Source organism: Janthinobacterium sp. Bl 1 (assembly GCF_058215535.1).
This window is the reverse complement of the sequence record NZ_CM177086.1, coordinates 1,828,926-1,855,000: the sequence shown is the minus strand read 5'-3', so window position 1 is coordinate 1,855,000 and position 26,075 is coordinate 1,828,926. Positions and strand designations below refer to the sequence as shown.

The following is a 26,075-nucleotide window of genomic DNA, read 5'->3' as shown; positions in this document are numbered from 1 at the left end:
GTGATTAATCTCCGCGAACCATCCCTTCTCTTCTCGGATCCGCCCCCCCAAACCAGAAATCCTTGCCATGCGCATTCAGGCGCATGATGCCCTGCAAGCCCGAGTTCTGTTCGATCACGCGCACCTCGTGGCCCATCGCCTGCAGCGCCTCGACTTGCGCTGCCGGCGCGCGGCCCTTTTCCAGTTCCGTCGGGCCGTTGCGGCTGCCGAAGTTCGGCAGGCTGATCGCCTGCTGTACGTTCAAGCCCCAGTCCATAGTGCCGACCAGGACCTTGGCGACATAATTGATGATGGACGAGCCGCCGGGCGAACCCGTCGCCAGCACCAGCTTGTGCGTACCCTTTTCAAATACCAGGGTGGGCGACATGGCGCTGCGCGGACGCTTGCCCGCTTCGACGCGGTTGGCGATCGGGCCATCCGCATCGCGCGAATCGAACGAGAAATCCGTCAGCTGGTTATTGAGCAAAAAGCCGTCGACCATCTGGCGCGAACCGAACGCGTCTTCCACGCTGGTGGTCATCGACAGGCCGCCGCCAAAGGCGTCGACGGCCACCAGGTGCGACGTCGACGGGCGCTGCAAGGCGTTGTCCATGCCCCACGCCACCTGCATGCCGGGCGGCGTGCCGGGATTGGCTTTGCCCATGGATTTTTCGCCGATCAGCGCGGCGCGCTGCGCCAGATAGGTTTTATCGAGCATCGAAGCGACGCCATTGCCGGGCAGTGGCACGAAGTCCGTGTCGGCCACGTAGCGGTTGCGGTCCGCGTAGGCCAGGCGTCCCGCTTCCGAGAACAGGTGGATCGCTTGCGCATCGAGCACGCCGTCGACGGGTGCATACGGCCGGATATCCTTCACTTCCAGCATGCCCAGCATCTGCGCGATGGCGATGCCGCCCGACGATGGCGGCGGCATGCCGCACACGGTCCAGGCCTTGTAATCACTGCAGACGGGCTCGCGCACTTTGGCCTGGTAGCCGGCGATGTCGGTCGCCGTCAGCTTGCCGGGGTTGGTCGGGTGCGACGCCACCTTGGCGGCGATGTCGCGCGCGATGCGGCCGTTGTAAAAGGCGTCGGCGCCGCCACGGGCGATCTCGCGCAGGGTGCGCGCCAGTTCCGGATTCTTCAGCACGTGACCGACGGGCCAGGCCTTGCCCTCTTTGTCATAGAAATACGCGGCGGCGACAGGGTCGCGCTTCAAGGCCTGGTCCCAGTTCAGCAAGCCGTTGAGGCGCTGGCTGACGGGAAAGCCGCCGTGAGCCAGCTTGATGGCGGGGCCGAACAGGGTCGCCCACGGCAGCTTGCCGTGTTCCTTGTGCGCCAGTTCCAGCATGCGCAGCACGCCCGGCGCGCCCACGGAACGCCCGCCCACCACGCCCGTGGCGCGCGAGACGGGGCTGCCGTCCGCATTCTGAAACAAGTGTTCATCGGCGTTGGCCGGCGCCGTTTCGCGCCCGTCGAACGCCTGCACGCCCTTGGCCGTGGAATACAGCAAAAAGGCGCCGCCGCCGATGCCCGACGATTGCGGCTCGACCAGGGTCAGTACCAGCTGCGTGGCGATGGCCGCGTCGATGGCGCTGCCGCCCTTTTTCAGCATCTGGTAGCCGGCATCGGCAGCCAGCGGATTGGCGGCGGCAACCATGAATTTCTGCGCCGCCCAACCCGATTTTTCCGCATATGCGGTGGCGACTTCCGGCGCCTTTTGCGGCACCTCGGCAAATACGGGACTGGCAGCGAGTGCTCCCAGCAAGGTCAGGCTCAGCGCCAGCGGCTTCAATGTGATCATGCTTACTCCGGTAAAGATTCCCGGGTATGCTACCTCAAATGCCGGCCACGGCGCTGCACCCTCGCCTAGGGCTTACTTCGGCTGCATGCGGATCGCACCGTCCAGGCGGATCGTCTCGCCATTGAGCATGACGTTTTCCACGATGGCTTTCACCAGTTGCGCGTATTCGCCGGGCTTGCCCAGGCGCGATGGGAACGGCACCATCTTGCCCAGCGCATCCTGCACTTCGGCCGGCATGCCCAGCAGCATCGGCGTTTCGAAAATGCCGGGCGCCACCGTCATCACGCGGATGCCGTTGCGCGACAGGTCCCGCGCCATCGGCAGGGTCAATCCGACCACGGCCGCCTTCGACGAGGCGTAGGCTGCCTGGCCGATCTGGCCATCGTAGGCGGCCACGGAAGCCGTGTTGATGATGATGCCACGCTCGCCTTCAACGGTGGCATCCTGCTTGGCCATGGCGTCGGCCGCCAGGCGGCACATATTGAAGGTGCCCACCAGGTTGATGTTGACGACTTTCTGGAACAGGGCCAGCGGATGCGGGCCATCCTTGCCCACGGTTTTCACGGCCGGCGCCACGCCGGCGCAGTTGACGAGGCCGCGCAAGGTGCCCAGCTTGATGGCAGCGGCCACCACGGCCAGGCCGTCTTCTTCCGACGTCACGTCGCACTGCACGAACACGCCATTCAGTTCAGCGGCCAGCGCCTGGCCCGCCTCCGTCTGCACGTCGGCCAGCACGACCTTGCCGCCGGCCGCCGTCAGCATGCGCGCCGTGGCCGCGCCCAAGCCCGATGCGCCGCCCGTGATGATGAATACATTGTCTTGAATCTGCATGAAATCTCCTGAGTGATAAGGGCCGTGTTCCCGGCGCCTGATGGTTACATGGTGCCATAGTTACGTTTACGTAAACGTAACGTCAGCGACAATTGTAGCCATTTTTTAGCGCGACGCGCGAAAAGTTGGAGGACGAGCCTATGACCGGCCTGGAGACACTGCAAGAACGCCCCATTGCGGTGGCAGATGCGCCCGTTGGCATCGAGCGTGGCGTTGCCCGCGCCGTTGTAGCGCGCGCCGGCGGCATCGCGGCAACCGCCCGTGTCGCAGGCGCCGATGGGCTGCGGCGCACGGGGCATGGGCACGGCCGGGCTGGGCGGCAGGGGCGCCATGGGCACGACGGGAGGCGCAGGCTGCCCCGGCATGCGGCCAATCACCTGCGGCACGGAACGGCGCGGCTGCACGGGCGGCGCCGGGCGGCATGGCTCGACGGCCAGCTTGCTGCTGTCGCGCGGATCGAGCTGGCATACGGGCAGATCATCGGAAGCGGCCTGCTCCTGAGCGCCTGCATGGCCGCCAGCGAGCAGCAGGGCGCAGGCCAGCGCCGGTATGGTTTTGATCATCGTCTTCATGCCACCTCCCCATGCATCGATCATACCGCTTTCATTATTGGCACACGCGGCGCCAGATGCCATGCATATGCTGCAACGGTGTTTTATTTCCTTTCATCACTTTCCTTCTTGCCAGGATAGCATTACAATAAGAACGATTCTTATTCTCATTGACAGAATGAGAGCGCAGTTTATTGCATTTTCAATCATTCATACCCGAGCCACCCGGAAGGCAGCCAGGAAAAAACAACATCCGGAAAGTTCACCATGACCAAGCGCAGTCCCGCCTTCGCAACCTTCACAGTCCCAGCCGCCATTCCCGCCCGTCCCCGCCATTGCGCCACCCTGCTCCTGCCCTGCCTGCTGTCCTTGGCCGTCAGCAGCGCCTGGGCCGAAGGCAATGTGGCCGCCGATCCCACCATGAACACTGTGGTCGTCACCGCGTCCGGCACGGCCATCGACATCAAGGATGCGCCGGCCAGCATCAGCGTCATCACGCGCGAGGAAATCGAGCGCCAGCCCGTGTACGACCTCAACACCCTGCTGCGCCGCATCCCCGGCGTGACGGGCGGCACCAGCCCGGTAGGCGAAGAATCGAAGATCAAGCTGCGCGGCCTGCCCGACAAATACACCTTGATCCTCGTCGACGGCAAGCGCGTGGGCAGCTCGGCCGACACGGCTTACCGCCCGGACTTGGGCCGCCAGGACTTGAACTGGATCTCGCCCGACATGATCGAGCGCATCGAAGTGGTGCGCGGCCCCATGTCCTCGCTGTACGGCTCGGACGCCATGGGCGGCGTGATCAACATCATCACGCGCAAGGTGCCGGGCAAGTGGAACGGTTCGGCCACGGCCAACTACACGCAGCCGCAGGACAGCGGCCGCGGCACGGCGCACCAGCTGGGCGTGAACCTGGCCGGCCCCTTGTCGGACACGGTCGGCATGCGCCTGGGCGTGGGCCAGACGCGCCAGAATCCCGATGAAAAAGCCATCGGCAAATCGGGCGGCATCGGCGGCGAACGCAACCAGACTGTCACGGGCCAGCTGAGCTGGGCGCTGGACAAGAAACAGAACCTGACGCTGGACGCCAGCTACGGCAAGCAGCAATCGACGGATTCGACCACGCTCGACGCGGACGGCTACCCGCTGTTCGGCGCCTGGGGCGCGAGCAAACTGATACGCAAGAGCGCCAGCATCGGCTATGAAGGCCGCTGGGACTTCGGCAAGGCCATGGTCAACCTGTACCACAACGATTTCGACAACGAAGTCGTCGGCACGGTGGCGAAATCCAAGGACAGCACGCTCGACGCCAGCCTGGAAAAACGCGTCGGCTGGGGCGGCATCGAGCAGATGCTGGTGATGGGCGGCCAATGGAAGCACCAGGAACTGACGAACACGGACACCATCGGCACCATCCCTACCGATTACCTGGGCAACCCCGTCAGCGGCGCCACCCTGTCCGGCACAACGTCGGCCCTGTTTGCGGAAGACCAGCTGTTCCTGCGCGAGAACCTGACGGCTACGGCCGGCCTGCGCCTCGACCACCACAGCAAGTTCGGCAACCATTACAGCCCGCGCCTGTACCTGGTGTACCACCCTGCCCCCGCCTGGACCATCAAGGGTGGCGTGTCGCAAGGCTTCCGCGCCCCGAGCCTGAAGGAAAACTCGCCAGCAGCGGCCACGCAGTCGGGCGGACGCGGTTGCGGCAGCCTGAAACCGCTGGGCTACATCACGGGCGGCTGCTACATGGCCGGCAATGCGGACTTGAAGCCGGAAACGAGCACGGCCGGCGAGATCGGCGTGGCGTGGGAACAGAATGGCTGGGACGTGGGCGTGACGTACTTCCACACGGATTTCAAGAACAAGATCGACTACGCGCCGCTGGGCTTTTACCAGAAGCAGTGGTGGACCAAGATGACGAATATCCAGAAAGCGCGTACCAGCGGCGTGGAAGCGACGGCCACCATCCCGCTGACGAAAAACCTGAACTGGCGTAACAATGTGACCTACATGGCGGAAGCGAAAAACCTGACGACGGGCGCCAACCTGCTGTCGACACCAAAACTGTCGTGGTACTCGGCTCTGGGCTGGCAAGTCAACGACCAGCTGTTCGGCGAAGTATCGGCCCAGTACACGGGCAAGGAACTCGATGCGGGCCAGGCGGCCAACAAGGCCTACACCATCGTCGACACGGTCGTGTCGTACAAGATCACGCCACAATGGACCGTGCGCGGCGGCGTGGAAAACCTGTTCAAGAAAGGCCCGCTGGCCGATGGACTGGTCGACTACTACGTGCCGGGACGGCGCATGTTCGTCGGTTTGACGTCGCGCTTCTAATAGCGGGGCGGCGGCGTACCGGGCGGCGGCGTGGCGGCGTTGGCCGGCACGCTGCTCAGCATCTGCCCGGCCACGGGCACCTTGTGGCCGCTCGCATACATGCATTGCTGGTAGGCGTAGTCATAGCGGCGCTGCATGCCATACGAAGAACTGTCGGCCGCGCCCGTGCCCGCCAGCGCGCCAAAGACCAGCCCAGTACCGGCACCCACGCCGGCACCATGGCCGCCATCGATGGCGGCACCAGCTACCGCACCGAGCAAAGTGCCCAGGGCCGCACTGCGCACGCCGCTGTCGGCCGCGGCTTGCTGCGCCGAACTGCCGCCCAGCTGCGCCTGCGCATATCCGCGGCAATGGGCGTCATCACCCTGGAATTGCGCGAAACTCTTGCCCGTGCCGGGCAACACCATGGCCGACGGCCCTTGCGGCATCACCGTGCATGCCGCAAGCACAAGGGGCGCCAGCACGCCCCCACACACTGCGCCTGTTTTCCCGTTCATGTCGCACCTCGCCTTCAGCGCACGCTGCCTGGCGCCACAGCGCGCCACGGCAGCGTGCAACTTGTCACGTAGGGATAATAGCCTTGCGGCTGACGGCAGTAGTACCACATCGGCGCCGTCGGCACCCCGCCCTGCTCGACATACACGGGCGGCGCGACGGGCAGCGGCTGCACCACGACCGTGCGTCCGTACGGATGGCGGTACCACGGGTCGCCGTACCACCCCGGCCCATAGCCCCAGCTAGAACCCAGCCACACGCCGACATGCGAGCGGCCACGGAAATGGCCGTGTCCGTGATGACCATGATGGCCGTGGAAGCCGTGTCCACCGTGCCGGCCATGCCTGCCCGGATCGGCCCAGGCGCTGCCGGCCAGCGCCAGCCCCACCGCCACGGCCAGCCCCCGCATCAGCCAGCGCCGTTTGTCTGCCTTGTCCATGATGCCTCCTGCCTTCTGCTGCCTGAAGTGATTCCTTCATTATTGGCAGACGGCTGGCGCAGGCAAGGCGCTGTAACATTTGCTCACTTTTGATACGCGCGAGATATGGAAATCAGGAAATTTTGACATGCCCGACGTAAAAACAGCCCCTGGGAACGGGGCTGTTTGGCGTGGGGTTTATTGCGCCGGCAAGCTTTGCACCGGTGTGGCCGGCACCAGGATGGGCGGCACGGGCGCGTGGATGGGTGCCGGCGCCTTGACCGCCAGCCAGCCCGTGGCCGGCAGCAGCGGCACCAGCAGCAGGGCCACGATATTGATGATCTTGATCAAGGGGTTCACCGCCGGACCGGCCGTGTCCTTGTACGGGTCGCCCACCGTGTCGCCTGTGACGGCCGCCTTGTGCGCATCGGAACCCTTGCCGCCGAAGTGGCCATCCTCGATGTATTTCTTCGCATTGTCCCAGGCGCCGCCGCCCGTGGTCATCGAAATGGCCACGAACAGGCCCGTGACGATGGTCCCCATCAGGAGGCCGCCCAGCGCCGCAGGTCCCAACAGCATGCCCACGACGATGGGTACCACCACGGGCAGCAAGGAGGGCACGATCATTTCGCGGATGGCCGACGCCGTCAGCATGTCGACGGCCTTGTCGTATTCGGGCCGCGCCGTGCCTTCCATGATGCCCTTGATGTCGCGGAACTGCCGCCGTACCTCCACCACCACGGCGCCCGCCGCGCGACCCACGGCTTCCATCGCCATGGCGCCGAACAAATACGGTATCAGGCCGCCGATGAAGAGGCCGACGATGACCATCGGGTTCGACAAATCGAAGGTAATGTGCTGGCCCACGGATTCGAGCGCATGCGTGTAGTCGGCAAACAGCACCAGCGCGGCCAGGCCGGCCGAGCCGATGGCATAGCCCTTGGTGACGGCCTTGGTCGTGTTGCCGACGGCATCCAGAGGGTCGGTGATGGCGCGCACGGAGTCGGGCAAGCCCGACATTTCCGCGATGCCGCCCGCGTTATCGGTGATGGGGCCATACGCGTCGAGCGCGACGATGATGCCGGCCATCGACAGCATGGCCGTGGCGGCAATGGCGATGCCGTACAGGCCCGCCAATTGATACGAGACGAGGATGGCGATGCAGACGGCCAGCACCGGATAGGCGGTGGACTTCATCGACACGCCCAGGCCGGCGATGATGTTGGTGCCGTGCCCCGTCGTCGACGCTTCGGCGATGTGGCGCACGGGCTTGAAGTCCGTGCCCGTGTAGTACTCGGTGATGTACACCATCAGGCCCGTGAGGACGATGCCGACGACGGTGGCGCCCAGCATCTTGTAGCGCATGGCGTCGTCGGGCCACAGCAGCCACGTGACGACGGCAAAGCCGACCAGGGACAGGCCGGCCGCCCACCACAGGCCCGTGTACAGGGCAGACATGATCTTCGCACCCGGCTTGGTCTTGACCATCGAGCAGCCGACGATAGAAGCGAGGATGGAGACGGCGCCCAGCAGCAGCGGGTAGATGATGGCCGTGCTGCTTGCCTCGGCCATCAGCAGTGCGCCCAGCAGCATGGTGGCGATCAGGGTCACGACATAGGTTTCGAACAGGTCGGCCGCCATGCCGGCGCAGTCGCCCACGTTGTCGCCCACGTTGTCGGCGATGACGGCCGGGTTGCGCGGATCATCCTCGGGGATGCCCGCTTCGACCTTGCCCACCAGGTCCGCGCCCACGTCGGCGCCCTTGGTGAAGATGCCGCCGCCCAGCCGCGCGAAGATGGAAATGAGCGAGGCGCCGAAGGCCAGGCCGATCAACGGCTTGATCAAATCATGCTGGGTCAGGCCGGGCGCGCCCGTCGTCACCAGCAGCCAGTAGAACAGGGTCACGCCCAGCAGGCCCAGTCCCACGACCAGCATGCCCGTGATCGCCCCGCCCTTGAAGGCCACGTTCAGCGCCTGGTTGATGCCATGCGTGGCCGCCTGCGCCGTGCGCACATTGGCCCGCACCGAGACATTCATGCCGATGAAGCCGCAGGCGCCCGACAGCACGGCGCCGATCAGGAAGCCCAGCGCCGTATGCAGGCCAAGCAGCAGATAGATGGCGATCAGGAGCACCACGCCGACGATGGCGATGGTGCGGTACTGGCGCGCCAGGTAGGCGGCCGCACCCTGCTGGATGGCCAGCGCGATTTCCTGCATGCGCGCGTTGCCGGGATCCTGCCTCAGAATCCAGCTACGCGACACCAAACCGTAAATGACTGCGACCACGCCGCAGGCTACCGCAAACCACAAACTGGCTGCCATATCGTCCCCTTCTGTTTTTATCCGACGTCATTGCCAACAGCTGCAGACCGCACCGGGTAGGCACGCGCAGCCAGGAAAACACGACCTGCAAAAAAACTGAACCACGAAAACGATACGGCGCCCGCCTGAAGCGCGGGCACAAAAAAAGCGGACACTGAGGTCCGCTTTTCAAACACTGCTTATTCCGCCAGGGCGGCAAATGCGCTGTCGCGGATTTGCTCGACCGGACCGACGCCGGCGATGCGGCGGTATTTCGGCGCGCCTGGCAGGCCGGACTTGGCCCAGTCATTGTAGTAGTTGAGCAAAACCTTGGTCTGGTTGTGGTACACGTCCAGACGCTTCTTGACGGTTTCCGCCTTGTCGTCGTCGCGCTGGATCAGGGGCTCGCCCGTGATGTCGTCGACGCCGTCGACTTTTGGCGGATTGAATTTGACGTGGTATACGCGGCCCGAACCCGGGTGGCTGCGGCGGCCATCCATGCGCTCGATGATCGACGCGTCAGGCACGTCGATTTCCAGTACGTAGTCGACATTGATACCGGCATCTTTCATGGCGTCCGCTTGCGCGATGGTGCGCGGGAAGCCGTCGAACAGATAGCCATTGGCGCAATCGGCTTCCTGCAGGCGGTTCTTGACCAGGCCGATCATGATGTCGTCCGACACGAGGCCGCCCGCATCCATGACTTTTTTCGCTGCCAGGCCCAGTTCCGTGCCTTCCTTGATCGCCGCGCGCAGCATGTCGCCCGTGGAGATTTGTGGAATATTGTATTTTTCTTTGATGAAGTTAGCTTGGGTGCCCTTGCCGGCACCGGGTGCTCCTAAAAGTATCAGACGCATTGAAAAGTTCCTAAAAAACAGATTTTGGATGGTGGTATGTGTAATTATTTTTAGATGGTGTTGCCAAGGCTATCTTTCCGTACGAAACTTACCACAAAAAATCCCCGGAACGCCAGTTTGCTATCGAATTGCTATGCCCTGATTGATCAAAGCCAGCAATTCGCGAGGCAGACGTTTCAAAATGTGGTTTTTACTGCAGGCGCACAAAACTTTATTTGCACGCCTGCCGTTTTACGGGTAACGCGCTTACAGGGCACCGTAGTGGGCTTGCACCCTGGCAAGATCTTCCGGCGTGTCGACACCGGCGGCCGGGGCCGAGTCCGTGACATGCACGGCGATGGCAACGCCATGCCACAGCACGCGCAACTGCTCCAGCGCCTCGATCGCTTCCAGCGGCGACGCGGACAATTGCGGATATTCTTGCAAGAATGCATTGCTGTATGCATACAGGCCGATATGGCGCAGCGGCACATAGCCGGCCGGCAAGCTGTCTTTCGCTTGCGCGAAGCCGTCGCGGTGCCACGGAATCGTCGCGCGCGAGAAATACAAGGCGCGGCCATTTTTATCCAGCACGACCTTGACCACGTTCGGGTTGAACGTATCGGCCACATCGTGCAACGGATGGGCGCACGTGGCCATGGGGACGGCGGTGCTGATCTGCGCCGCGCAGGCGGCCAGCAAGGCCGGATCGATCAAGGGTTCGTCGCCCTGCAGGTTGACGACGACGGCATCGAGCGGCAGCTCGAGCGTGCGCGCCACTTCGGCGATGCGGTCCGTGCCCGACGGATGGTCGCTGCGCGTCATGCACACTTCCACGCCATGCGCGACGCAGGCGGCGCGGATGGATTCGTGGTCGGTGGCGACGATGACGCGCGCGGCGCCCGACAGGGCTGCCTGCTCGGCCACGCGCACCACCATGGGTTTGCCGCCCAGGTCGGCAAGCGGCTTGCCCGGCAGGCGCGTCGAGGCCAGGCGGGCCGGGATGATGACGATGAACGCCATCGTTATTCCACTGCGTCTTGCAGGGTGCGCGCTTCGTCCGCCCACATGATGGGGATGCCATCGCGGATCGGATAGGCCAGGCGGTCGGCGCGGCAAATCAGTTCCTGCGCCTTCTTATCGTGTTCAAGCGGACCCTTGCAAACAGGGCAGACCAGGATATCAAGCAGTCGAGCGTCCACGACATTTCTCCACAATTTGTTGGGCCAGCGCGCTATCGATGCGCGCACTGACGGGGACGACCCACAGTCTCGGGTCATCTTTGAGATATTCAATTTGCGCACATTTTACTGCATCCTTCTCGGTGATCAAGATCACATCCGTGTCGAGCGCCGCAAATGGCTGGTCGAGGAAGTCGTGATGGTCGGGCAAGGGCAGTTCCATGAAGTCCAATCCGGCGCCGCGCAGCATGGCAAAGAAACGCTGGGGGTTGCCGATGCCGGCCGCCGCCACGATGCGCTGGCCTCTGGCCGCCAGGGTTGCAAGCGCCACGCTTTCGCCGCGGTTCACCATGCGTTCGGCCACGCCGCCGGCCAGCAGCATCTGTACCACCAGCCCGCCCTGCGGCGCGACCCTGGCCACCAGTGCCGGCGCCAGCTCGGGCGCATTGATCACCGTCACGTCGCGCCGGCGGCGCGGCGATTCGCGCAAAGGCCCCGCCGGCAGCAGCCAGCCATTGCCCGCGCCGCGGCCGTCGAACAGCACAATTTCCACGTCGCGTTGCAAGGCGTAATGCTGCAAGCCATCGTCCGTCACCAGCACGTCGACGTCCGGGTGCGCGGCCAGCAGCGCCCTGCCCGCTTGCGCGCGGTCGCGTCCCACCATCACGGGGCAGCCGCCGCGCTGGAAGATCAGCAGCGGCTCGTCGCCCACCTGCTGCGGCGTGGAAGCAGCGGTGACGGCGCGCGGCAAACGGTCGGCGCTGCCATGGCCGCGCGAAATGACGCCCGGACGCATGCCCGCGTCGCGCAAGGCCTGCACCAGCCAGATCGTCAGCGGCGTCTTGCCCGTGCCGCCGATAAAAATATTGCCGACGACGACGACGGGCACGGGCAGGCGCGCGGATTTGATGATGTTTGCCCCGTACAGTCCGCGCCGCACGGCGCTCAGGGCACCGAACAGCAGGGAGACAGGCCACAGCGCGCACGCCAGCGGGCCCCGCGTCAGCCAGGCGCGGGTGAGAGTGGATTCAAGCTTGGCGGGGGAAGGTGTGGGCATGGAGAGATGAGTAAAGGGGGTMGGWCAGGCTCGGCGGGTTTGTCGGCTACGCCGTTGCCGGTAACGCTCGACGCTTACTTGCCACCCGCCTGCGCCGCGAACGTCAGCTTTTCATAGCCGGCCAGGCGGGCCGCTTCCATGACGTGGATGACCATCTGGTGCATGGCGAACTGGTCGGCGTTGACCACGACCACGGGCGTCTGCGCGGGCGCCTTGCCGCCGTTGGCTGCTTTCGCCGCGTTCTGCAAGGCGTCGGCCAGGCCGGCCACGTCGCGGAACGAGACCGGTTCGCGGTTGACCGTGTAATTGCCCTTGGCATCGATGGTGACGTCGATCTGCTGCGGCTTCTCTTTCGCCTGCTCGGCGTCGGCCGTCGGCAAGGTGATCTGCAGCTCCGTAAACTTGCTGTAGGTGGTGCTGACCATGAGGAAGATCAGGATCACCAGCAGCACGTCGATGAACGGGATCAGGTTGATTTCGGGGTCTTCACGCCCCTTGCCTTTGCGGAAGTTCATTTGCGGCCACTGTGGACGATGTCGACGAACTTGACCGCTTGCTGCTCCATGTCAATGACGAAGCTGTCGACGAGGGCGCGGAAGTGGCGGTAAAAGACGAGGGTCGGCATGGCGATGGCCAGGCCGAAACCCGTGTTATACAGGGCCACCGAGATACCGTGCGCCAATTGTGCGGGATTCGAGCCGCTGGCGTTTTGCGAGCCGAAGATTTCGATCATGCCCACCACCGTGCCGAACAGGCCCATCAGTGGCGCCAGGGTGGCGATGGTGCCCAAGGTCGTCAGGAAACGTTCCAGCGTGTGGGCCACGCCGCTGCCCGCCTCTTCGATCGATTCCTTCATCACCTCGCGCGGCGCGTCGACATTGCGCAAGGCGGCGGCCAGCACGACGCCCAGCGGCGAATTGTCTTCCAGCTTGGCCACCGTGTCCGGCGTGATCTTACCGCTGCGATACACCTGCACCACTTCATCGAACAGCTTGCGGGGCAGGATCTTGGCGCGGCGCAAATACAGCAGGCGCTCGATGATCAGGGCCAGGGCAACGATGGAAGCGATCAACAACAGCCAGATGGGCCAGCCAGCGGCTTGAAATATAGCGAGCAAAAGAAACTCCTGGTAAAGGGAAGGCGATGGAACGCCCGAACAGCCTGTATTGTACCGAGCGCCAAAGACCGATTGTACGTGCGCGCAGGAATGGCGCAATGTAGCGCGTTGCCGCGCCGGCGGCAAGTGGCGCCTGCATGGCACTTGTCCCCACCGCGCAGGCGGGCGCCCAGTTTTGCACACTTTGTGTGGATAAGATTGTGAGCAAGCATGAAGTCCAGCACACAAGTCTTTGATTTACATGGATATTATCGTGCTGCGCAAAATACAGGCATAGCAGCTTATCGACAGTAGTCAATGTCAATAAGTCAATATCTGAAGAGTTCTGCACATTTACTGTGGACAAGATTGTGCGCAAAGCCGAGGAATTCAATCAAGTCATTGATTTTAAAGGAAATTAAATCAGTGCATAAAAAAGTGGCAGACAGCGAGCAATCGGCACCAGACAGGCCGTCAAAGTTCTGCACACAATCTGTGGACAAGATTGTGCGCAAGCGTACGGATACGCGCCAAGTACATTGATTTATATCGTTTTTATTACCATGCATAAAAATGTGGCATTGGCTGAAAAGCGTGTTTTTCACGGCCCGATTCCACGTCAAAACGGCAGTTTTCCACCGCCAGCGCAGTTCCACACATAAAGTGTGGATAAGATTGTGAGCAAGCCGATTGACTCCATGCAAGAGCATTGATTCTAAAGGGATTTTTTTCTTTGCTGAAAAATAAGGCAGCAATTTGGCATGATCACACGGTGGAAAACCCGGACAAACCACGAAACGGTTTATGCAGTTTTGCACACATTCTGTGGATAAGATTGTGAGCAAGGCGTACGGTGCGATGCTATACCCTTGATTTATATGACTATTTTTATGCTGCGCAAAATTAAGGCAAGCCATGCCATAGGCCTTCCAGTGGATAAATCCGGTGCCGCGCCAGAGTTCTGCACATTTTTTGTGGATAAGATTGTGCGCAAGGCCATGCATGGCATACTAAGCGCTTGATTCATAGGCACTTTATTTCCGTGCGCAAAAATGTAGCAAGGCACTTTTATCGCTCAATCAGGGCCAGCCCGGCCATGTTTGTCCAAGGCAAAAAGTTCCGCACACTTTCTGTGGATAACTTTGTGCGTAAGTGGCAGGGGCTACACTGATGTGCTTGATATTAAAGGATTTTTTCCCTGTGCACGCAAATCAGGCATACGGGAATTCGTCATGAAATCAATTACTTAGAAATAGAACTTGTTGTTTTGCGCGATATATGACATAAGCATGACCTCGCCGATAATATGTGGACAGTTCCCTTCCCGCTCCCAGCTTTATGATGACCGACAACCCGACTGACAGCGGCTTTGCCGCCCCACCCGTGCTGACCGTCAGTGCCCTGAACCAGGCCGTCGCGCGCCTGCTCGAGCGCTCGTTCCCCCTGACCTGGATCGCCGGCGAGATTTCCAACTTCACGCGCGCCGCTTCCGGCCACTGGTATTTCACCTTGAAGGACGATGGCGCCCAAGTGCGCGCCGTGATGTTCCGCGGCCGCGCCCAGTACGCGGGCTTCACGCCGCGCGAAGGCGACAAGGTCGAAGTGCGCGCCCTCGTCACCCTGTACGGCGCGCGCGGCGATTACCAGATCAACGTGGAAGCCATCCGCCGCGCCGGCGTGGGCGCCCTGTACGAAGCGTTCCAGCGCCTGAAGGAAAAGCTGGCCGCGCAAGGCCTGTTCGACCAGGAACGCAAGCGCGCCATCCCCATGTTCGCGCGCAGCATCGGCATCGTCACCAGCCCGCAGGCGGCCGCCCTGCGCGACGTGCTGATCGCGCTCAAGCGCCGCGCGCCGCACGTGTCCATCATCCTGTACCCGACGCCCGTGCAGGGACAGCAGGCGCCGGAAAAAATCGCGCACGCCATCCGCACGGCATCGACAAGGGCCGAGTGCGACGTGCTGCTCGTGTGCCGTGGCGGCGGCAGCATCGAGGATCTGTGGTCGTTCAACGATGAAGCCGTCGCGCATGCGATTGCCGACTGTTCCATGCCCGTGATCAGCGGCGTGGGCCACGAGACGGATTTCACCATCGCCGACTTCGCGGCCGACCTGCGCGCGGCCACGCCGACGGCGGCGGCCGAACTGGCGGCCACGCCGCGCGCCGACTGGATGGCATCCCTGCGCGCTGATGCGGCCGACCTGCGCCGCGCCATGCGCCACAGCCTCGACGATGCGGCGCAAACCCTGGACCGCCACAGCCGCCGCCTGCTCAACCCGAAGGCGCAGCTGCAGCAGCAGCGCTTGCAGCTGCTGGCCCTGTCGACGGCCATGACGCATGCGGCGCGCGCGCCCGTAAACCAGTCGCGGTACGCGCTCGAGCGCCTGCGCTCGCGCTGGGCCAACCTGCGGCCCGACGTCACGGCATCGCGCGCGCGGCTGGTGGAAGCCCAGCGCCGCAGCGGCGCGGCCATGGAGCAGCAGCTGGGCCAGCGGCGCCACCGCCTCGACGGCCTGGCGGCGCAGCTGGAACTGCTCAATCCCCAGCGCACCCTGGAACGCGGCTACGCCATCCTGCGCGATGAAAAGGGGAATATCGTGCGCTCGCCGGCGCAGCTGCAGGTGCGCCAGAACGTCAACGTGCGCCTGGCCGAAGGCAGCGCGCAGGTCGGCATCGCCAGCGTGCAAGCCAGCCTGGAATAAGCGTTAGAATAAAAAAGGCCGGGGAAGAACCCCGGCCCAACACCTTCCCTACTGAGTGGACTGCTACCGCAACTGCTCTTTCACACTACCTGACTCAAAACTTCATCGACACGCGCGCGCCAAACGTGCGCGGCGCGTTGTAGAAGGCGCCGTAGATCTGCTGCGTGGGCTGGCAAGGCATGCCCACGTCCGTGCAGATTTCATTGACGTCCAGCTTGACCGCCTTGTCGGTGGCGTTCTGCACGAACGCTTCCACCGTGTAGGCCTTGTTCGCCGGCTGGAAGCGCAGGCTCAGGTCCAGGGTCGTGTAGGCTTCCTGACGCTTGACGCCGGCATGGCCCGGCACGTCGCCGTTGAAGGCGCCCGCCCCCACGTACGACATGGTTTCATAGTGCACCGAAGCGCGCGGCGTGATCTGGCCGCCGGCGACATTGAAATCATGCTCGTACTGGACGGTCGTGGAAAACTTCGGCGCATGCTTCATGGTGCTGCCGCCCACGTTCACCAATGGCGCCGTCGAACCGCAGGACTGGCCATTCGCACGCGCCGCATCGACGTCGCAGGACATGAAGTCGTCGTACACGGCTTTCAACCAGGTGGCGTTGCCCGTCAGGCGGTCGACCTTCGTTGGCCGCCACACCCATTCCGCTTCCAGGCCCTTGACGGTGGCGCCGGCCGCGTTGAAGTTGGCCAGCACGCTGTTGACCACCTGCGACTCGAGCTTGTCCTTGTACTTCATCAGGAAAGCGTCGAGGTTCAGGGTCAGTTCGCGGTTCAGCAAGTCCGACTTGAAGCCGATTTCATAGCTGGTCAGCTTTTCCGGCTTGGTGGTGGCGCCGCCGTCGCCGATGGCCGGCGAATGGAAGCCCGTCGTCACGGAACCGAACAGCAGAATGTCCGGGCGCAGCTTGTACTCGATGCGCCCCAGCCAGGTGGCCTGGCCGTATTTCAGGTCGGCCGTATTGTCGCCTGGCGCACTGCCGCAGGTGGCGGCCGTAATGGCGCCGCCCGGGCCGATATTGTGCGTGTTGGCCAGGCCCGTGCCCGGCGTGACGAGCTGGCGCAGCTGGTCGGCAGTGAGGACCGTGGTGCCCAGCGGCGTGTTGGCCGGCCAGTTCGGGCATGCCCAGTTCTTGCCGCCGACGTCGAATTTATGGTCTTTCGTGTAGCGCGCGCCGGCCGTCAGCTTGATCTGGTCCGTCACTTGCTGGCTGACCTGGCCGAACACGGCCTTCGATTTGAGCTGGCGGTCGCCCTGGATGAAGGACATCGACGACGCATACTGGCCCACGGTCGGCTGCACGAAGATCACGGCGCCGTTGGCGATATCCTGCTGCACTGCCGCCTGCGAAATCTGGCTGCGGTCGATATCGAAGCGCACCTTGTTCTTTTCATTGAACAGGAACAGGCCGGCCACCCACTGGAACGGCGCGTCGTCGTCCGAGCGCGCCTGCAGCTCGTGCGAATAGCTGTCGAACTGCGCCCAGTCCGTGCGGTTTTCCGACTTGAAGCCGGGGAACAGGCCCGCATCCGAGTCGTTGCTGTTCTGGCGCTTGTAGCGGCTCCAGCTGCCCAGGTACGTGAAGTCCAGCGCGTCCGTCGGCTTGTAATTGAGCTTGCCCTTGTAGGTCAAAATCGACTGGTCCAGGGTGCCCGGCGTGTCGATCAGGGCCGAGCGCAGCTTCTCGCCCCGTTTCGGTTCGGCCGCCAGGTAGACGTTGCCGGCGCCCTGGTCGAGAAAGTAGTCGGCGATGAAGGTGCCGCGCAGCTGCGGCGTGAACTTCCACAGCAGCGAGGCGCGCACGCCCATCTGGTCGCCGGCGCCATACTTGGCCGTGCCCGGCATGACGTTCGAGCCGCGGCGGAAGTCCACCGTGCCGTCGTGGCTATCCTTGATGGCGGCGATGCGCAGCGCCACGTCGTCGGAAAACGGGATATTGATCATGCCCTGCGTCTGCAGGTGGCGCTTGTCGCCCACCGTGATGCCGGCCGAGCCCATGAACTTGGCCGTGCTAGGCGCGGCCGACACGAGGTTGACGGCGCCGGCCGTGGAATTGCGGCCGTTCAGCGTGCCCTGCGGTCCGCGCGCCACCTCGACGTGCGACAAATCGTACATCAGCGCCGTGGCGCCCTGGGGACGCGGCGAATACACGCCGTCGACATAGAAAGCGACGGCCGGGTCGCCCAGCTCCGTGTGGTTGGCCGAACCGACGCCGCGCATGTAGACGTGCACGCCGCCCGAGTCGCCATGCTGCTCGACGACGAGGCTCGGCACCATGGTGGCCAGCGACGCCAGATCCTTGACCTGGTTGTTTTGCAGGGTGTCCTGGTTGAAGGCAGTGACGGCCAGCGGCGTCTCCTGCACGAAGGTATTGCGGCGCGTGGCCGTGACGACGATGCGGTCCATCTGTTCGGCTGCCGGCTTTGCCGCGTCGGTGGCGGCAGCCTCCTGGGCCATGGCGGCGCCGCTGCCCAGCAAGATGAACTGGGCGAAGGTCGCATGCGCCAGGCTGAGGGCGATGGTATTGCGTTTGAGCTGTTGCATTGTTGTTGTCTCCTGTACCGCTGGTTGATTGATGATCACATAGCTCTTTGGCTATTGCTGCACATTTTTTGGGTGTCAATCTGAAGTCATGTCGCCTCCGTGCGGGGTCAATGGGTAGCCACGGCGCGCCCGGCCGTGTCGAATAGAAAGGCATGGCCCTCTTCCGGCGCAAAGCCGATGGCGCTGCCCTGCGCCAGCGTGTGGCGCGCCTCGCCGTGCAGCTTGATGGCCACCGCGTGCGGGCTGCCGTCCAGCATCGCGTGAATGATTTGCGCGTCGCCCAGCTGCTCGATCAGGGTCACCGTGGCGCCATAGCCTTCGTGGCGCGGCACCAGGCGCAGGTGTTCGGGACGTATGCCGACCAGCATGCCCGCCTCGCCGCCAAGCTGGCTGGCCAGCGCGGGAACGGCGGCGCACGGCAAGAAGTTCATGCGCAGCGCGCCGATGAAGCCGGCCACGAACTGGCTGGCCGGATGGCGGTACAGGTCCAGCGGCGCCCCCACCTGCTCCAGGTGGCCGCCATGGAAGACGGCGACCCGGTCACCGAGGGTCATGGCTTCGACCTGGTCGTGGGTCACGTAAATCATCGTCGTGCCCAGTTCCTGGTGCAGCTTGGCCAGCTCGATGCGCGTCTGCACGCGCAAGGACGCGTCGAGGTTGGACAGCGGTTCGTCAAACAAAAACACCTTGGGCTGGCGCACGATGGAGCGTCCGATGGCCACGCGCTGGCGTTCGCCGCCTGACAAGGCTTTCGGTTTGCGGTCGAGCAGGTGCGTGATCTGCAAAATCTCGGCCACCTTGCCGACGGCCGCGCGCACTTCCGCTTCCGGCTTGCCCGCCAGTTTCAAGGCAAAACCCATGTTGTCGCGCGCCGTCATGTGCGGGTACAGCGCGTAGCTCTGGAAGACCATGGCGATGCCCCGCTCGGCCGGCGCCACGTCATTGGCCAGCAAGTCGCCGATGCGCAGCTGGCCCGCGCTGATGTCTTCCAGTCCCGCGATCATGCGCAGCAGGGTCGACTTGCCGCAGCCGGACGGCCCGACGAAGACCATGAATTCGCCGTCATGGATATCGAGGTCCAGGCCCTTGACAATTTCCGGGCCGTCGCCATAGGTCTTGCGGATGCCGCGCAGGGAAATGGCGGCCATGTCAGTGCTCCTCGGCCAGGACGGCGGCGTGGGATGCGCGCTGGGCCGCGATGAAATCGCGGTACCACAGGGCGCTGTCCTTGAAGCTGCGCTGCTGCGTGGCGTAATCGACGTAGACCATGCCGAAGCGCTTGGCGTAGCCCGAGTTCCACTCGAAGTTATCCATCAGGCTCCAGTAGAAATAGCCGCGCACGTCGATGCCCTGCGCGATCACGGCGCGCAAGGCGTCCAGGTGCAGCTGCACGTACTCGATGCGCGGCGCGTCATGGATCTTGCCGTCGACGGGCTTGTCGGCCACGGCCATGCCGTTTTCCGTGATGTAGACGGGCGGCAATCGGTACTCGCGGTGCAGGCCGACCAGCAGTTCCGTCAAGCCTTGCGGGTAGGTTTCCCAGCCCATGTCGTTGACACCGAGCTTGCACTCGGGCTTGCGCGGCGGCGTCTCGGCACTCATGAAAGCGCGCGTGTAGTAGTTCACGCCAAGGAAATCGATGGGTTGCTTGATATCTATGAAATCGTTTTCAAAGATGGATAAAGCAGAAGCGTCGACGTGTTTCAGGGCCAGGGCCGGGTAGCGGCCCTTGAAGATGGCGTCCATATACCACTGCACCGAGCGCGCATATTCGAGTTCGGCCAGCTCGCGGTCCTGGGCGCTGTCGGTGGCCGGCGTGGCCGTCCATTGATTGAGCACGATGCCCAGTTTCGCGGGCGGATTGACGGCGCGCATCGCCTGCATGGCCAGGCCGTGCGACAGCAGCAGATGGTGCGACACTTGCACGGCGGCGGCCGGGTCGGCCATGCCGGGCGCGAACTGGCCCGTGCCGTGGCCCAGCACGGCCGTGCACCACGGTTCGTTATGGGTGGCGATGCTGGCGACCTTGTGGCCGAAGCGGCGCGCCACTTCGGCCGCGTAGGCGGCAAAGTGGTAGCAGGTGGCGCGATTGAGCCAGCCGCCCTCGTCCTGCAAGGCTTGCGGCAAGTCCCAGTGGTACAGGGTCAGGTGCGCGTCGAGCCCCTTGGCGGCCAAGGCGTCGAGCAGGCGTCCATAGAAATCGAAGCCGGCCTCGTTCCAGGCGCCGGAACCCGTGGGCTGCACGCGCGACCAGGACATGGAAAAGCGGTAGGCGTTCACGCCCAGGCTGGCGATCAGCTCCACGTCCTCCGCGTAGCGGTGATAGTGGTCGCAAGCCACGTCGCCATTGCTGCCGTCGATGATCTTGCCATCCGTGTGGCTGAAGGTATCCCAGATGGAGGGGCCGCGGCCGTCGATGGCGGCGGCGCCCTCGATCTGGTAGGCGCTGGTGGCCACGCCCCAGGTGAAGGTGGCGGGAAAGTTGGTGTCAATATCGTCGTTATGCATGGTGGTCATGTCAGTGTGAGTGGATGAAAAGAAGTGCTAGCCTTTGACGGCGCCCTGGGTCAGTCCTTCAATTAAACGCTTCGAGGCGACAAAAAACATCAGCAGCAGCGGCAGCACGGCGATGGCGGCGCCCGTCATCAGCGCGCCCCACTCCGTGTTGTTCGGCGCCTGCATGCTGCGCAGGGCCAGCGGGATCGTGTAGTTCTCGACCGAGCGCATGACGACCAGCGGCGTGATGAAATTGTTCCACGAGTTGATGAAGGTGATCAGGCCCAGGGTGCCCATGGCGGGACCGATCAGCGGCAGCACGACTCGCCAGTAGATGGCGAATTCGCCGCAGCCGTCGATGCGCGCCGCCTCGATCAGATCCTTCGGGATCGCCGTGCCGATGTACTGGCGCATGAGGAAAATACCCAGCGCGCCGGCCGCGCCAGGCACGTACAGGGCACGCGGCTGGTCCAGCCATCCGAGGAAATCCATCAGCATGAACGTCGGAATCATGTTCATGAACGAGGGGATGATCATCGACGCCATCACCAGGGTAAACAGGGGCCGCTTGAAGCGGAATTCATACATGGCGAACGCATAGCCGCCCAGCGAGCAAAAGAACAAGGTCAGGGCCGTCGTCATCAGGGCCACGTACAGGCTGATGCCGATATTGCGCCAGAACGGCAGGCGCTCCTGCAGCAGCTCGATGTTGTTGAGCAGGGCCGTGCCGAACCAGCGCGGTGGCGGCAGGCTGTAGATCTCGGCGCTCGTGTGCGTGGCGAAGACGAACATGAAGTAGAACGGCGCGACCATGATCAGGGCGCCGATGGCCACCATGGCGTAGGCCGTCCAGCGGGTGGTTTTCATCGGGCCTCCTTGCGCTCATTGCGCTCATTGCGTTCGTTGCGGCTGAAAATGCGGTTATTGACCCACGTGGTGCTGGCGATGATCAGGAACAGCAGCCAGGAAATGGCCGACGCCGTGCCGAAGTCGCCCGAGGAAAACGCCGTCTTGTAGACGAAGATGGCCGTCGTCATCACCGACTGGCTCACGCCGCTCGATTCGGCCACCAGCACGAACGGTTCCTCGAACAGCTGCAGGTTGCCCATGATGGTGAGGGTCACGGCCAGGTAGATCATGGGGCGCAGCTGTGGCAAGGTGATGTACCAGAATTGCTGGCGTTTCGACGCGCCGTCGATGGTGGCCGCCTCATACAGATCCTTGGGGATCACCTGCAACGCGGACAGATACAGCACCAGGTTCCAGCCCAGGTAGCGCCAGAAGATCACGAAGGCGACGGCCGGCTTGATGAACAGCGAGCTGCCCAGCCAGTCGATCGATTCGACCGGGAACAGGCCGCCGATTAACGGCAGGCTGGCGCACCATTGGATCAGCACATTGATCTGGCCATAGTCGCGCGAGAACAGGGTATTGAAGACCATGGCGATGGCCACGCTGGACGTGATGAACGGTAAAAAGTAAATGCCGATCACCAGGTTGCGCGAGCGCTTGAAGCTGTTGTGGATGAACGCTGCCAGCGGAATGGCGACCAGATGCTGCGGCACGCCCGAGGCCAGCGCCAGCCAGACGGTATTGCCCAGCGAGCGCAAGAACCACGGGTCGCTCAAGGCGTACTTGTAGTTGTCCAGGCCCACCCACTGCATGGCTTCCACGCCGCTGGCCGCTTCCCACTGGTTGAACGACAGATAGATGGAAAACAGCAGCGGGAACAGGCTGAAGACGGCGAACAGGATGAAGAAGGGGCTGATGAAAATATACGGCGCCCACTTCTTCATGTTGAAGCGTTTCCTGGCGGGCCTCGCCGCCGCAGCAGCGGGCGCGCCATCGGTACAAGGCATGGAGGTAGTCATGCTGCTCCTAGCGCCGCGCGCGGTGGGTGATCAGGGCCTTGGCGTCGGCCAGGGCCGTCTTGATATCCTTGTTTTGCGCCAGCACGCTTTCCAGTTCCATGTTGACGATGTCGCGCGCCACGGCGTCGAACTTGTCGACGCGGATGACGGGGATTTTCGCCGCCGTGTCGCGCGCCAGCAGGCGCGTCTTCTGGCCGCCGAAATACGGCTGCGGCTCGTCCATCATCGGGTCCGCATACGCGGCCTTGAGGGCGGGGAAGGCGCCGATCTCTTTGAGCGAGTGCAGTTGGATATCCTTGTTGACGGTCATGAACTTGATGAATTCCCAGGCCTGGGTTTTATTCGCCGCCTTTTTCGGAATGCCGTAGAACGAGCCGCCGTACGACGCCAGCGCGCCGGCCGGCAGGTTCGCCGCGCGCCACTGGCCCTTGGAATCGGGCGCCAGCCACTTGGCCAGGTGGCCGCTCAACCACGAACCCATCATCTGGCTGGCCACCTTGTCGCGCTTGAAGCCTTCGGCCCACTCGCCCGTCCAGGCCACTGTGCGCGCATCGATGCCGGCGACCCGCGCCGCCTTGGCCAGTTCGAACGCTTTGACGAAGCGGGGCGAGTCGACCAGCACCTGGCCCTTGTCGCCAAAGTAGATGCCTTCGCCGTCTTTGAGGTTGGCGCGGATGACGATGTCGGCCAGGTCGCTGGCGCCGGCCAGCAGATAGGTGCCGGTGGCGGCCTTGAGCTTCTTGCCGGCGGCGATATACGACTCCCACGACTGCGTCAGATCGGTTTCCTTGATGCCCGCCTTGTCCATCAAGTCCTTGCGGTAGAACAGCGTGCCCGGTCCCAGGTCGGCCGGCATGGCGCCCAGGGTGCCGCGCGAACTGGTCGCCTGCACGAACGTGAACGGCACGAACTGGGCGCGGTACTGCCCTGCCCCGTATGGCGGCTGCAGCAAATCTTCCATGCCCTTCGATTCGGCGAAGCTGCCGACGTAGCGAAAGTCGATGGCCATCACGTCGGGCAGGCGCGCGCCGGCCGCCAGCGCCGTCGTCATCGAGTTATGGTGGTCGTCGATCTGCAGGCTGACCAGCTTGACCTTCACTTGCGGATACAGTTTTTCCCACAGGGGCAAGGCCGTTTTCACGGCGCGGTCCAGGTCGGGGAACGAGGCGACGGTAATCGTGGCCGGGGCCAGCGCCGGCAGGGCGGCGGCCGGCGGGACGGCTGCGGGCGCGGCGGCCACACTGGCGGCCAGAGTCAGCGCTGCCAAAGGGGCGGCGCCAAGGATGCTTGACTTCATTATTTCATCTCCGTTTATTGAGCGTCTTCTATCTTGAAAACGTTTTCACAACATGTGTCCATTTAACACCGCAAAGAAAATCAAGTCAACCGAAAAAGTTGTCATTTTTATTGAGGGCAGCGCGGCGAGATGTACGTCATGGCGCGTGTTCTCCTATGAAAGGACACAAAAATCCGCCATTTTGAGAGGCTGTTGTTTTTTGTGAAAACGTTTTCAAGCGTAGGTCGGGTTAGCGCGCAAGCGCGTAACCCGACAACACCGTTGGCGGCAAAGGCATGGTTCCTGCGCATTGTTGGCTACGCTGTGTCGGCTTACGCCCTGCGGGCTAACCCGACCTACGCCGACCTACCGTCCCCTTTAGGCATTTATGGTAATCTTTCGATGAAAAGGTTTTCAGAGCACTGAGAACCAGTCATCTTGATACCCAGGAATCACCTTGAACGATAGCGCCCGCCTTGCTCCCCCTTCCACCCTGCTCGACGTGGCCCGCCAGGCCGGCGTGTCGCCCAGCACCGTTTCGCGCATCCTCAATGGTACGGCCAGGGTGTCCGATGACAAGCGCGACGCCGTGCTGGCGGCCATCGCGCACATGAAATTCGCGCCGAACCAGATGGCGCAGGGGCTGAAGAAGGGCCGCTCGATGACCATCGGCATCGTGGTGCAGGATATTTCCAGCCCCTTCTTCGACGAAAGCCTGCGCGGCGTGGACGACGGCTTGAAGGACACGGGCTACGCGTCCGTCATCGTCAGCGGGCACTGGAATGCGCAGGAAGAGGCGGACCGCATCCGCTTGCTGCTGGCGCGGAAGGTTGACGGCATCATCCTGCTGTCGGGGCGCATCTCGGACGAGAGCGTGCTCGATTTCTCGCAGCAGCGGCCCATCGTCTCGACGGGCCGCCTGCTGGCCACGAAAAGCGCCATCGGCTTCAAGCTCGACAACGAATACGGCGCCTACCTGGCCGTGCGCCACCTGGTGGAACTGGGCCACCGCCGCATCGCCTTCGTGGCCGGCCCCGCCAACAACACGGATGCGGCCGAGCGCCTGACGGGCTACCAGCGCGCGCTGCGCGAAGCGGACATCGCCATCGACCCGAAGCTGATGGTGGAAGGCGATTTCCATGAGGCAAGCGGGATGCTGGCCATGAACCATTTGTTCGATACGCAGCAGCAATTCAGCGCCGTCTTCGCCGCCAATGACCTGTCCGCCTACGGCGTGCGCCTGTGCCTGTACCGCAAGGGCATCCGCGTGCCCGACGATATCTCGCTCGTCGGTTTCGATGACTTGCCCGGCTCGTCCTATACGACGCCGCCGCTGACGACCATCCACCAGCCCCTGTACGACATCGGCCGCATCGCCACGGAAGCGCTGCTGGGCCTGATCAATGGGGAAGCCGTGCAGGCGGCCATTCCACCGCTGGAACTGATCGTCAGGGAAACCACCCGGCGCATCCGTTGAGGCTTGCAGCTGGGAACTTTTCCGCCCGATTCAGGCTGAACGAGAATCACTACGCGACCGGCACCATCAACGCGTGCCGGAATCTGCAGCAATGGCGCATCCGCTTTACAATAGTGGCTCGTTCAGCAAGAATGCCTGCTTCAAGCAAGCTTGGCTCAACCCTCCGGCCACAGGCTGGAAGACTCCGAACACTCACCATAAAGGGACATCACATGGAACATACTCTGCCACCACTGCCATATGAAATGGACGCTCTGGCGCCGCATATTTCGAAAGAAACCCTGGAATACCACTATGCCAAGCATCACCAGGCGTATGTCACCAACTTGAACAACCTGATCAAGGGTACCGAGTTCGAGAACCTGTCGCTGGAAGAAATCATCAAGAAATCGTCGGGCGGCATCTTCAACAATGCAGCCCAGGTATGGAACCACACCTTCTACTGGAACGGCATGAAGCCGGCCGGCGGCGGCGCGCCTGCCGGTGCCGTGGCTGACGCGATCAACGCCAAATGGTCGTCGTTCGACAAGTTCAAAGAAGAATTCACCAAGTCGTGCGTGGGCAACTTCGGTTCGGGCTGGACCTGGCTGGTGCAAAAAGCCGACGGTTCCGTCGACATCGTCAATACGTCGAACGCCGGCTGCCCGCTGACCACCGGCGACAAGCCGCTGCTGACCTGCGACGTCTGGGAACATGCCTACTACATCGACTACCGCAACCTGCGCGCCAAGTACGTGGAAACGTTCTGGGGCCTGGTCAACTGGGACTTCGTTGCCAAGAACTTCGCGTAAGCGCGGAACCTTGTCAACGTAGGGCGAAAAGAAGCC

General features: G+C 63.2%; 23 protein-coding genes. 4 read left to right on the top strand and 19 right to left on the bottom strand.

Features of this window, described 5'->3' with window-relative positions:
- Positions 1–4 precede the first annotated feature (4 nt).
- The 3 genes from ggt to AC4BCN_RS08375 form a co-directional block, all read right to left on the bottom strand.
- Entirely contained in the window at positions 5–1,780 is a 1,776-nt protein-coding gene (ggt, locus tag AC4BCN_RS08385) for a gamma-glutamyltransferase (protein WP_490493019.1), read from the bottom strand.
- A 72-nt stretch (positions 1,781–1,852) separates the two neighbouring features.
- A complete protein-coding gene (locus tag AC4BCN_RS08380; protein WP_490493018.1) occupies positions 1,853–2,611 on the bottom strand; it encodes a 3-hydroxyacyl-CoA dehydrogenase in 759 nt (252 codons plus the stop codon).
- Between the two features lie 44 nt (positions 2,612–2,655).
- Entirely contained in the window at positions 2,656–3,183 is a 528-nt protein-coding gene (locus tag AC4BCN_RS08375) for a hypothetical protein (RefSeq protein WP_490493017.1), read from the bottom strand.
- 246 nt (positions 3,184–3,429) lie between these two features.
- Between AC4BCN_RS08375 and AC4BCN_RS08370 the strand changes: the two genes are divergently transcribed.
- Positions 3,430–5,499 (top strand): TonB-dependent receptor domain-containing protein, encoded by a 2,070-nt coding sequence (locus tag AC4BCN_RS08370; RefSeq protein ID WP_139090424.1) that lies wholly within the window; start codon positions 3,430–3,432, stop codon positions 5,497–5,499.
- On the opposite strand, the gene AC4BCN_RS08365 is transcribed toward AC4BCN_RS08370, so the two are convergent.
- The 10 genes from AC4BCN_RS08365 to AC4BCN_RS08320 form a co-directional block, all read right to left on the bottom strand.
- Positions 5,496–5,996 carry a glycine zipper family protein gene (locus tag AC4BCN_RS08365; RefSeq protein WP_139090423.1) on the bottom strand — a complete coding sequence of 167 codons (501 nt, stop codon included), beginning with the start codon at positions 5,994–5,996 and terminating at the stop codon, positions 5,496–5,498. The genes AC4BCN_RS08370 and AC4BCN_RS08365 overlap by 4 nt on opposite strands.
- Before the next feature lie 14 nt (positions 5,997–6,010).
- On the bottom strand, positions 6,011–6,433 hold the full coding sequence (locus tag AC4BCN_RS08360) for a hypothetical protein (RefSeq protein ID WP_083292778.1): 423 nt from the start codon (positions 6,431–6,433) through the stop codon (positions 6,011–6,013).
- Positions 6,434–6,610: 177 nt separating this feature from the next.
- A complete protein-coding gene (locus tag AC4BCN_RS08355) occupies positions 6,611–8,734 on the bottom strand; it encodes a sodium-translocating pyrophosphatase (protein ID WP_490493016.1) in 2,124 nt (707 codons plus the stop codon).
- Positions 8,735–8,913: 179 nt separating this feature from the next.
- Positions 8,914–9,570: an adenylate kinase gene (gene adk, locus AC4BCN_RS08350; protein WP_034751729.1), complete on the bottom strand. Its 657-nt coding sequence runs from the start codon at positions 9,568–9,570 to the stop codon at positions 8,914–8,916.
- 246 nt (positions 9,571–9,816) lie between these two features.
- Entirely contained in the window at positions 9,817–10,572 is a 756-nt protein-coding gene (kdsB, locus tag AC4BCN_RS08345; RefSeq protein WP_490493015.1) for a 3-deoxy-manno-octulosonate cytidylyltransferase, read from the bottom strand.
- Positions 10,573–10,574: 2 nt separating this feature from the next.
- On the bottom strand, positions 10,575–10,751 hold the full coding sequence (locus tag AC4BCN_RS08340) for a Trm112 family protein (protein WP_010395789.1): 177 nt from the start codon (positions 10,749–10,751) through the stop codon (positions 10,575–10,577).
- Positions 10,732–11,787, bottom strand: a complete 1,056-nt coding sequence (lpxK, locus tag AC4BCN_RS08335) for a tetraacyldisaccharide 4'-kinase (protein WP_490493014.1) — start codon at positions 11,785–11,787, stop codon at positions 10,732–10,734. The genes AC4BCN_RS08340 and lpxK overlap by 20 nt, the downstream gene beginning before the upstream one ends.
- A 74-nt stretch (positions 11,788–11,861) precedes the next feature.
- The gene (locus AC4BCN_RS08330) at positions 11,862–12,302 is read right to left on the bottom strand and encodes an ExbD/TolR family protein (RefSeq protein ID WP_034751736.1); all 441 of its coding nucleotides are present in this window, start codon (positions 12,300–12,302) and stop codon (positions 11,862–11,864) included.
- A complete protein-coding gene (locus AC4BCN_RS08325; protein ID WP_070224614.1) occupies positions 12,299–12,904 on the bottom strand; it encodes a MotA/TolQ/ExbB proton channel family protein in 606 nt (201 codons plus the stop codon). Before AC4BCN_RS08325 ends, AC4BCN_RS08330 begins: the two co-directional genes overlap by 4 nt.
- A gap of 308 nt (positions 12,905–13,212) precedes the next feature.
- Positions 13,213–13,887, bottom strand: coding sequence for a hypothetical protein (locus AC4BCN_RS08320; protein WP_139090420.1), 675 nt, complete (start codon positions 13,885–13,887; stop codon positions 13,213–13,215).
- Between the two features lie 334 nt (positions 13,888–14,221).
- On the opposite strand from AC4BCN_RS08320, the gene xseA reads away from it, so the two are divergent.
- Entirely contained in the window at positions 14,222–15,583 is a 1,362-nt protein-coding gene (gene xseA / locus AC4BCN_RS08315; protein WP_490493013.1) for an exodeoxyribonuclease VII large subunit, read from the top strand.
- 94 nt (positions 15,584–15,677) lie between these two features.
- On the opposite strand, the gene AC4BCN_RS08310 is transcribed toward xseA, so the two are convergent.
- The 6 genes from AC4BCN_RS08310 to AC4BCN_RS08285 form a co-directional block, all read right to left on the bottom strand.
- Complete coding sequence (locus AC4BCN_RS08310; RefSeq protein ID WP_058050627.1) at positions 15,678–18,128, bottom strand: TonB-dependent receptor; 2,451 nt, start codon at positions 18,126–18,128, stop codon at positions 15,678–15,680.
- A gap of 107 nt (positions 18,129–18,235) precedes the next feature.
- Positions 18,236–19,276, bottom strand: coding sequence for an ABC transporter ATP-binding protein (locus tag AC4BCN_RS08305; RefSeq protein WP_139090417.1), 1,041 nt, complete (start codon positions 19,274–19,276; stop codon positions 18,236–18,238).
- Between the two features lies 1 nt (position 19,277).
- Positions 19,278–20,645 carry a GH1 family beta-glucosidase gene (locus AC4BCN_RS08300; protein WP_128140215.1) on the bottom strand — a complete coding sequence of 456 codons (1,368 nt, stop codon included), beginning with the start codon at positions 20,643–20,645 and terminating at the stop codon, positions 19,278–19,280.
- Between the two features lie 27 nt (positions 20,646–20,672).
- A complete protein-coding gene (locus AC4BCN_RS08295; RefSeq protein WP_070282696.1) occupies positions 20,673–21,491 on the bottom strand; it encodes a carbohydrate ABC transporter permease in 819 nt (272 codons plus the stop codon).
- Positions 21,488–22,495, bottom strand: coding sequence for a carbohydrate ABC transporter permease (locus tag AC4BCN_RS08290; protein ID WP_490493011.1), 1,008 nt, complete (start codon positions 22,493–22,495; stop codon positions 21,488–21,490). The genes AC4BCN_RS08295 and AC4BCN_RS08290 overlap by 4 nt, the downstream gene beginning before the upstream one ends.
- A 7-nt stretch (positions 22,496–22,502) precedes the next feature.
- Positions 22,503–23,792 (bottom strand): extracellular solute-binding protein, encoded by a 1,290-nt coding sequence (locus AC4BCN_RS08285; protein ID WP_490493010.1) that lies wholly within the window; start codon positions 23,790–23,792, stop codon positions 22,503–22,505.
- 436 nt (positions 23,793–24,228) lie between these two features.
- Between AC4BCN_RS08285 and AC4BCN_RS08280 the strand changes: the two genes are divergently transcribed.
- Entirely contained in the window at positions 24,229–25,248 is a 1,020-nt protein-coding gene (locus tag AC4BCN_RS08280; protein ID WP_128140218.1) for a LacI family DNA-binding transcriptional regulator, read from the top strand.
- A 212-nt stretch (positions 25,249–25,460) separates the two neighbouring features.
- Positions 25,461–26,039 (top strand): superoxide dismutase, encoded by a 579-nt coding sequence (locus tag AC4BCN_RS08275; protein ID WP_034751750.1) that lies wholly within the window; start codon positions 25,461–25,463, stop codon positions 26,037–26,039.
- Positions 26,040–26,075 lie beyond the last annotated feature (36 nt).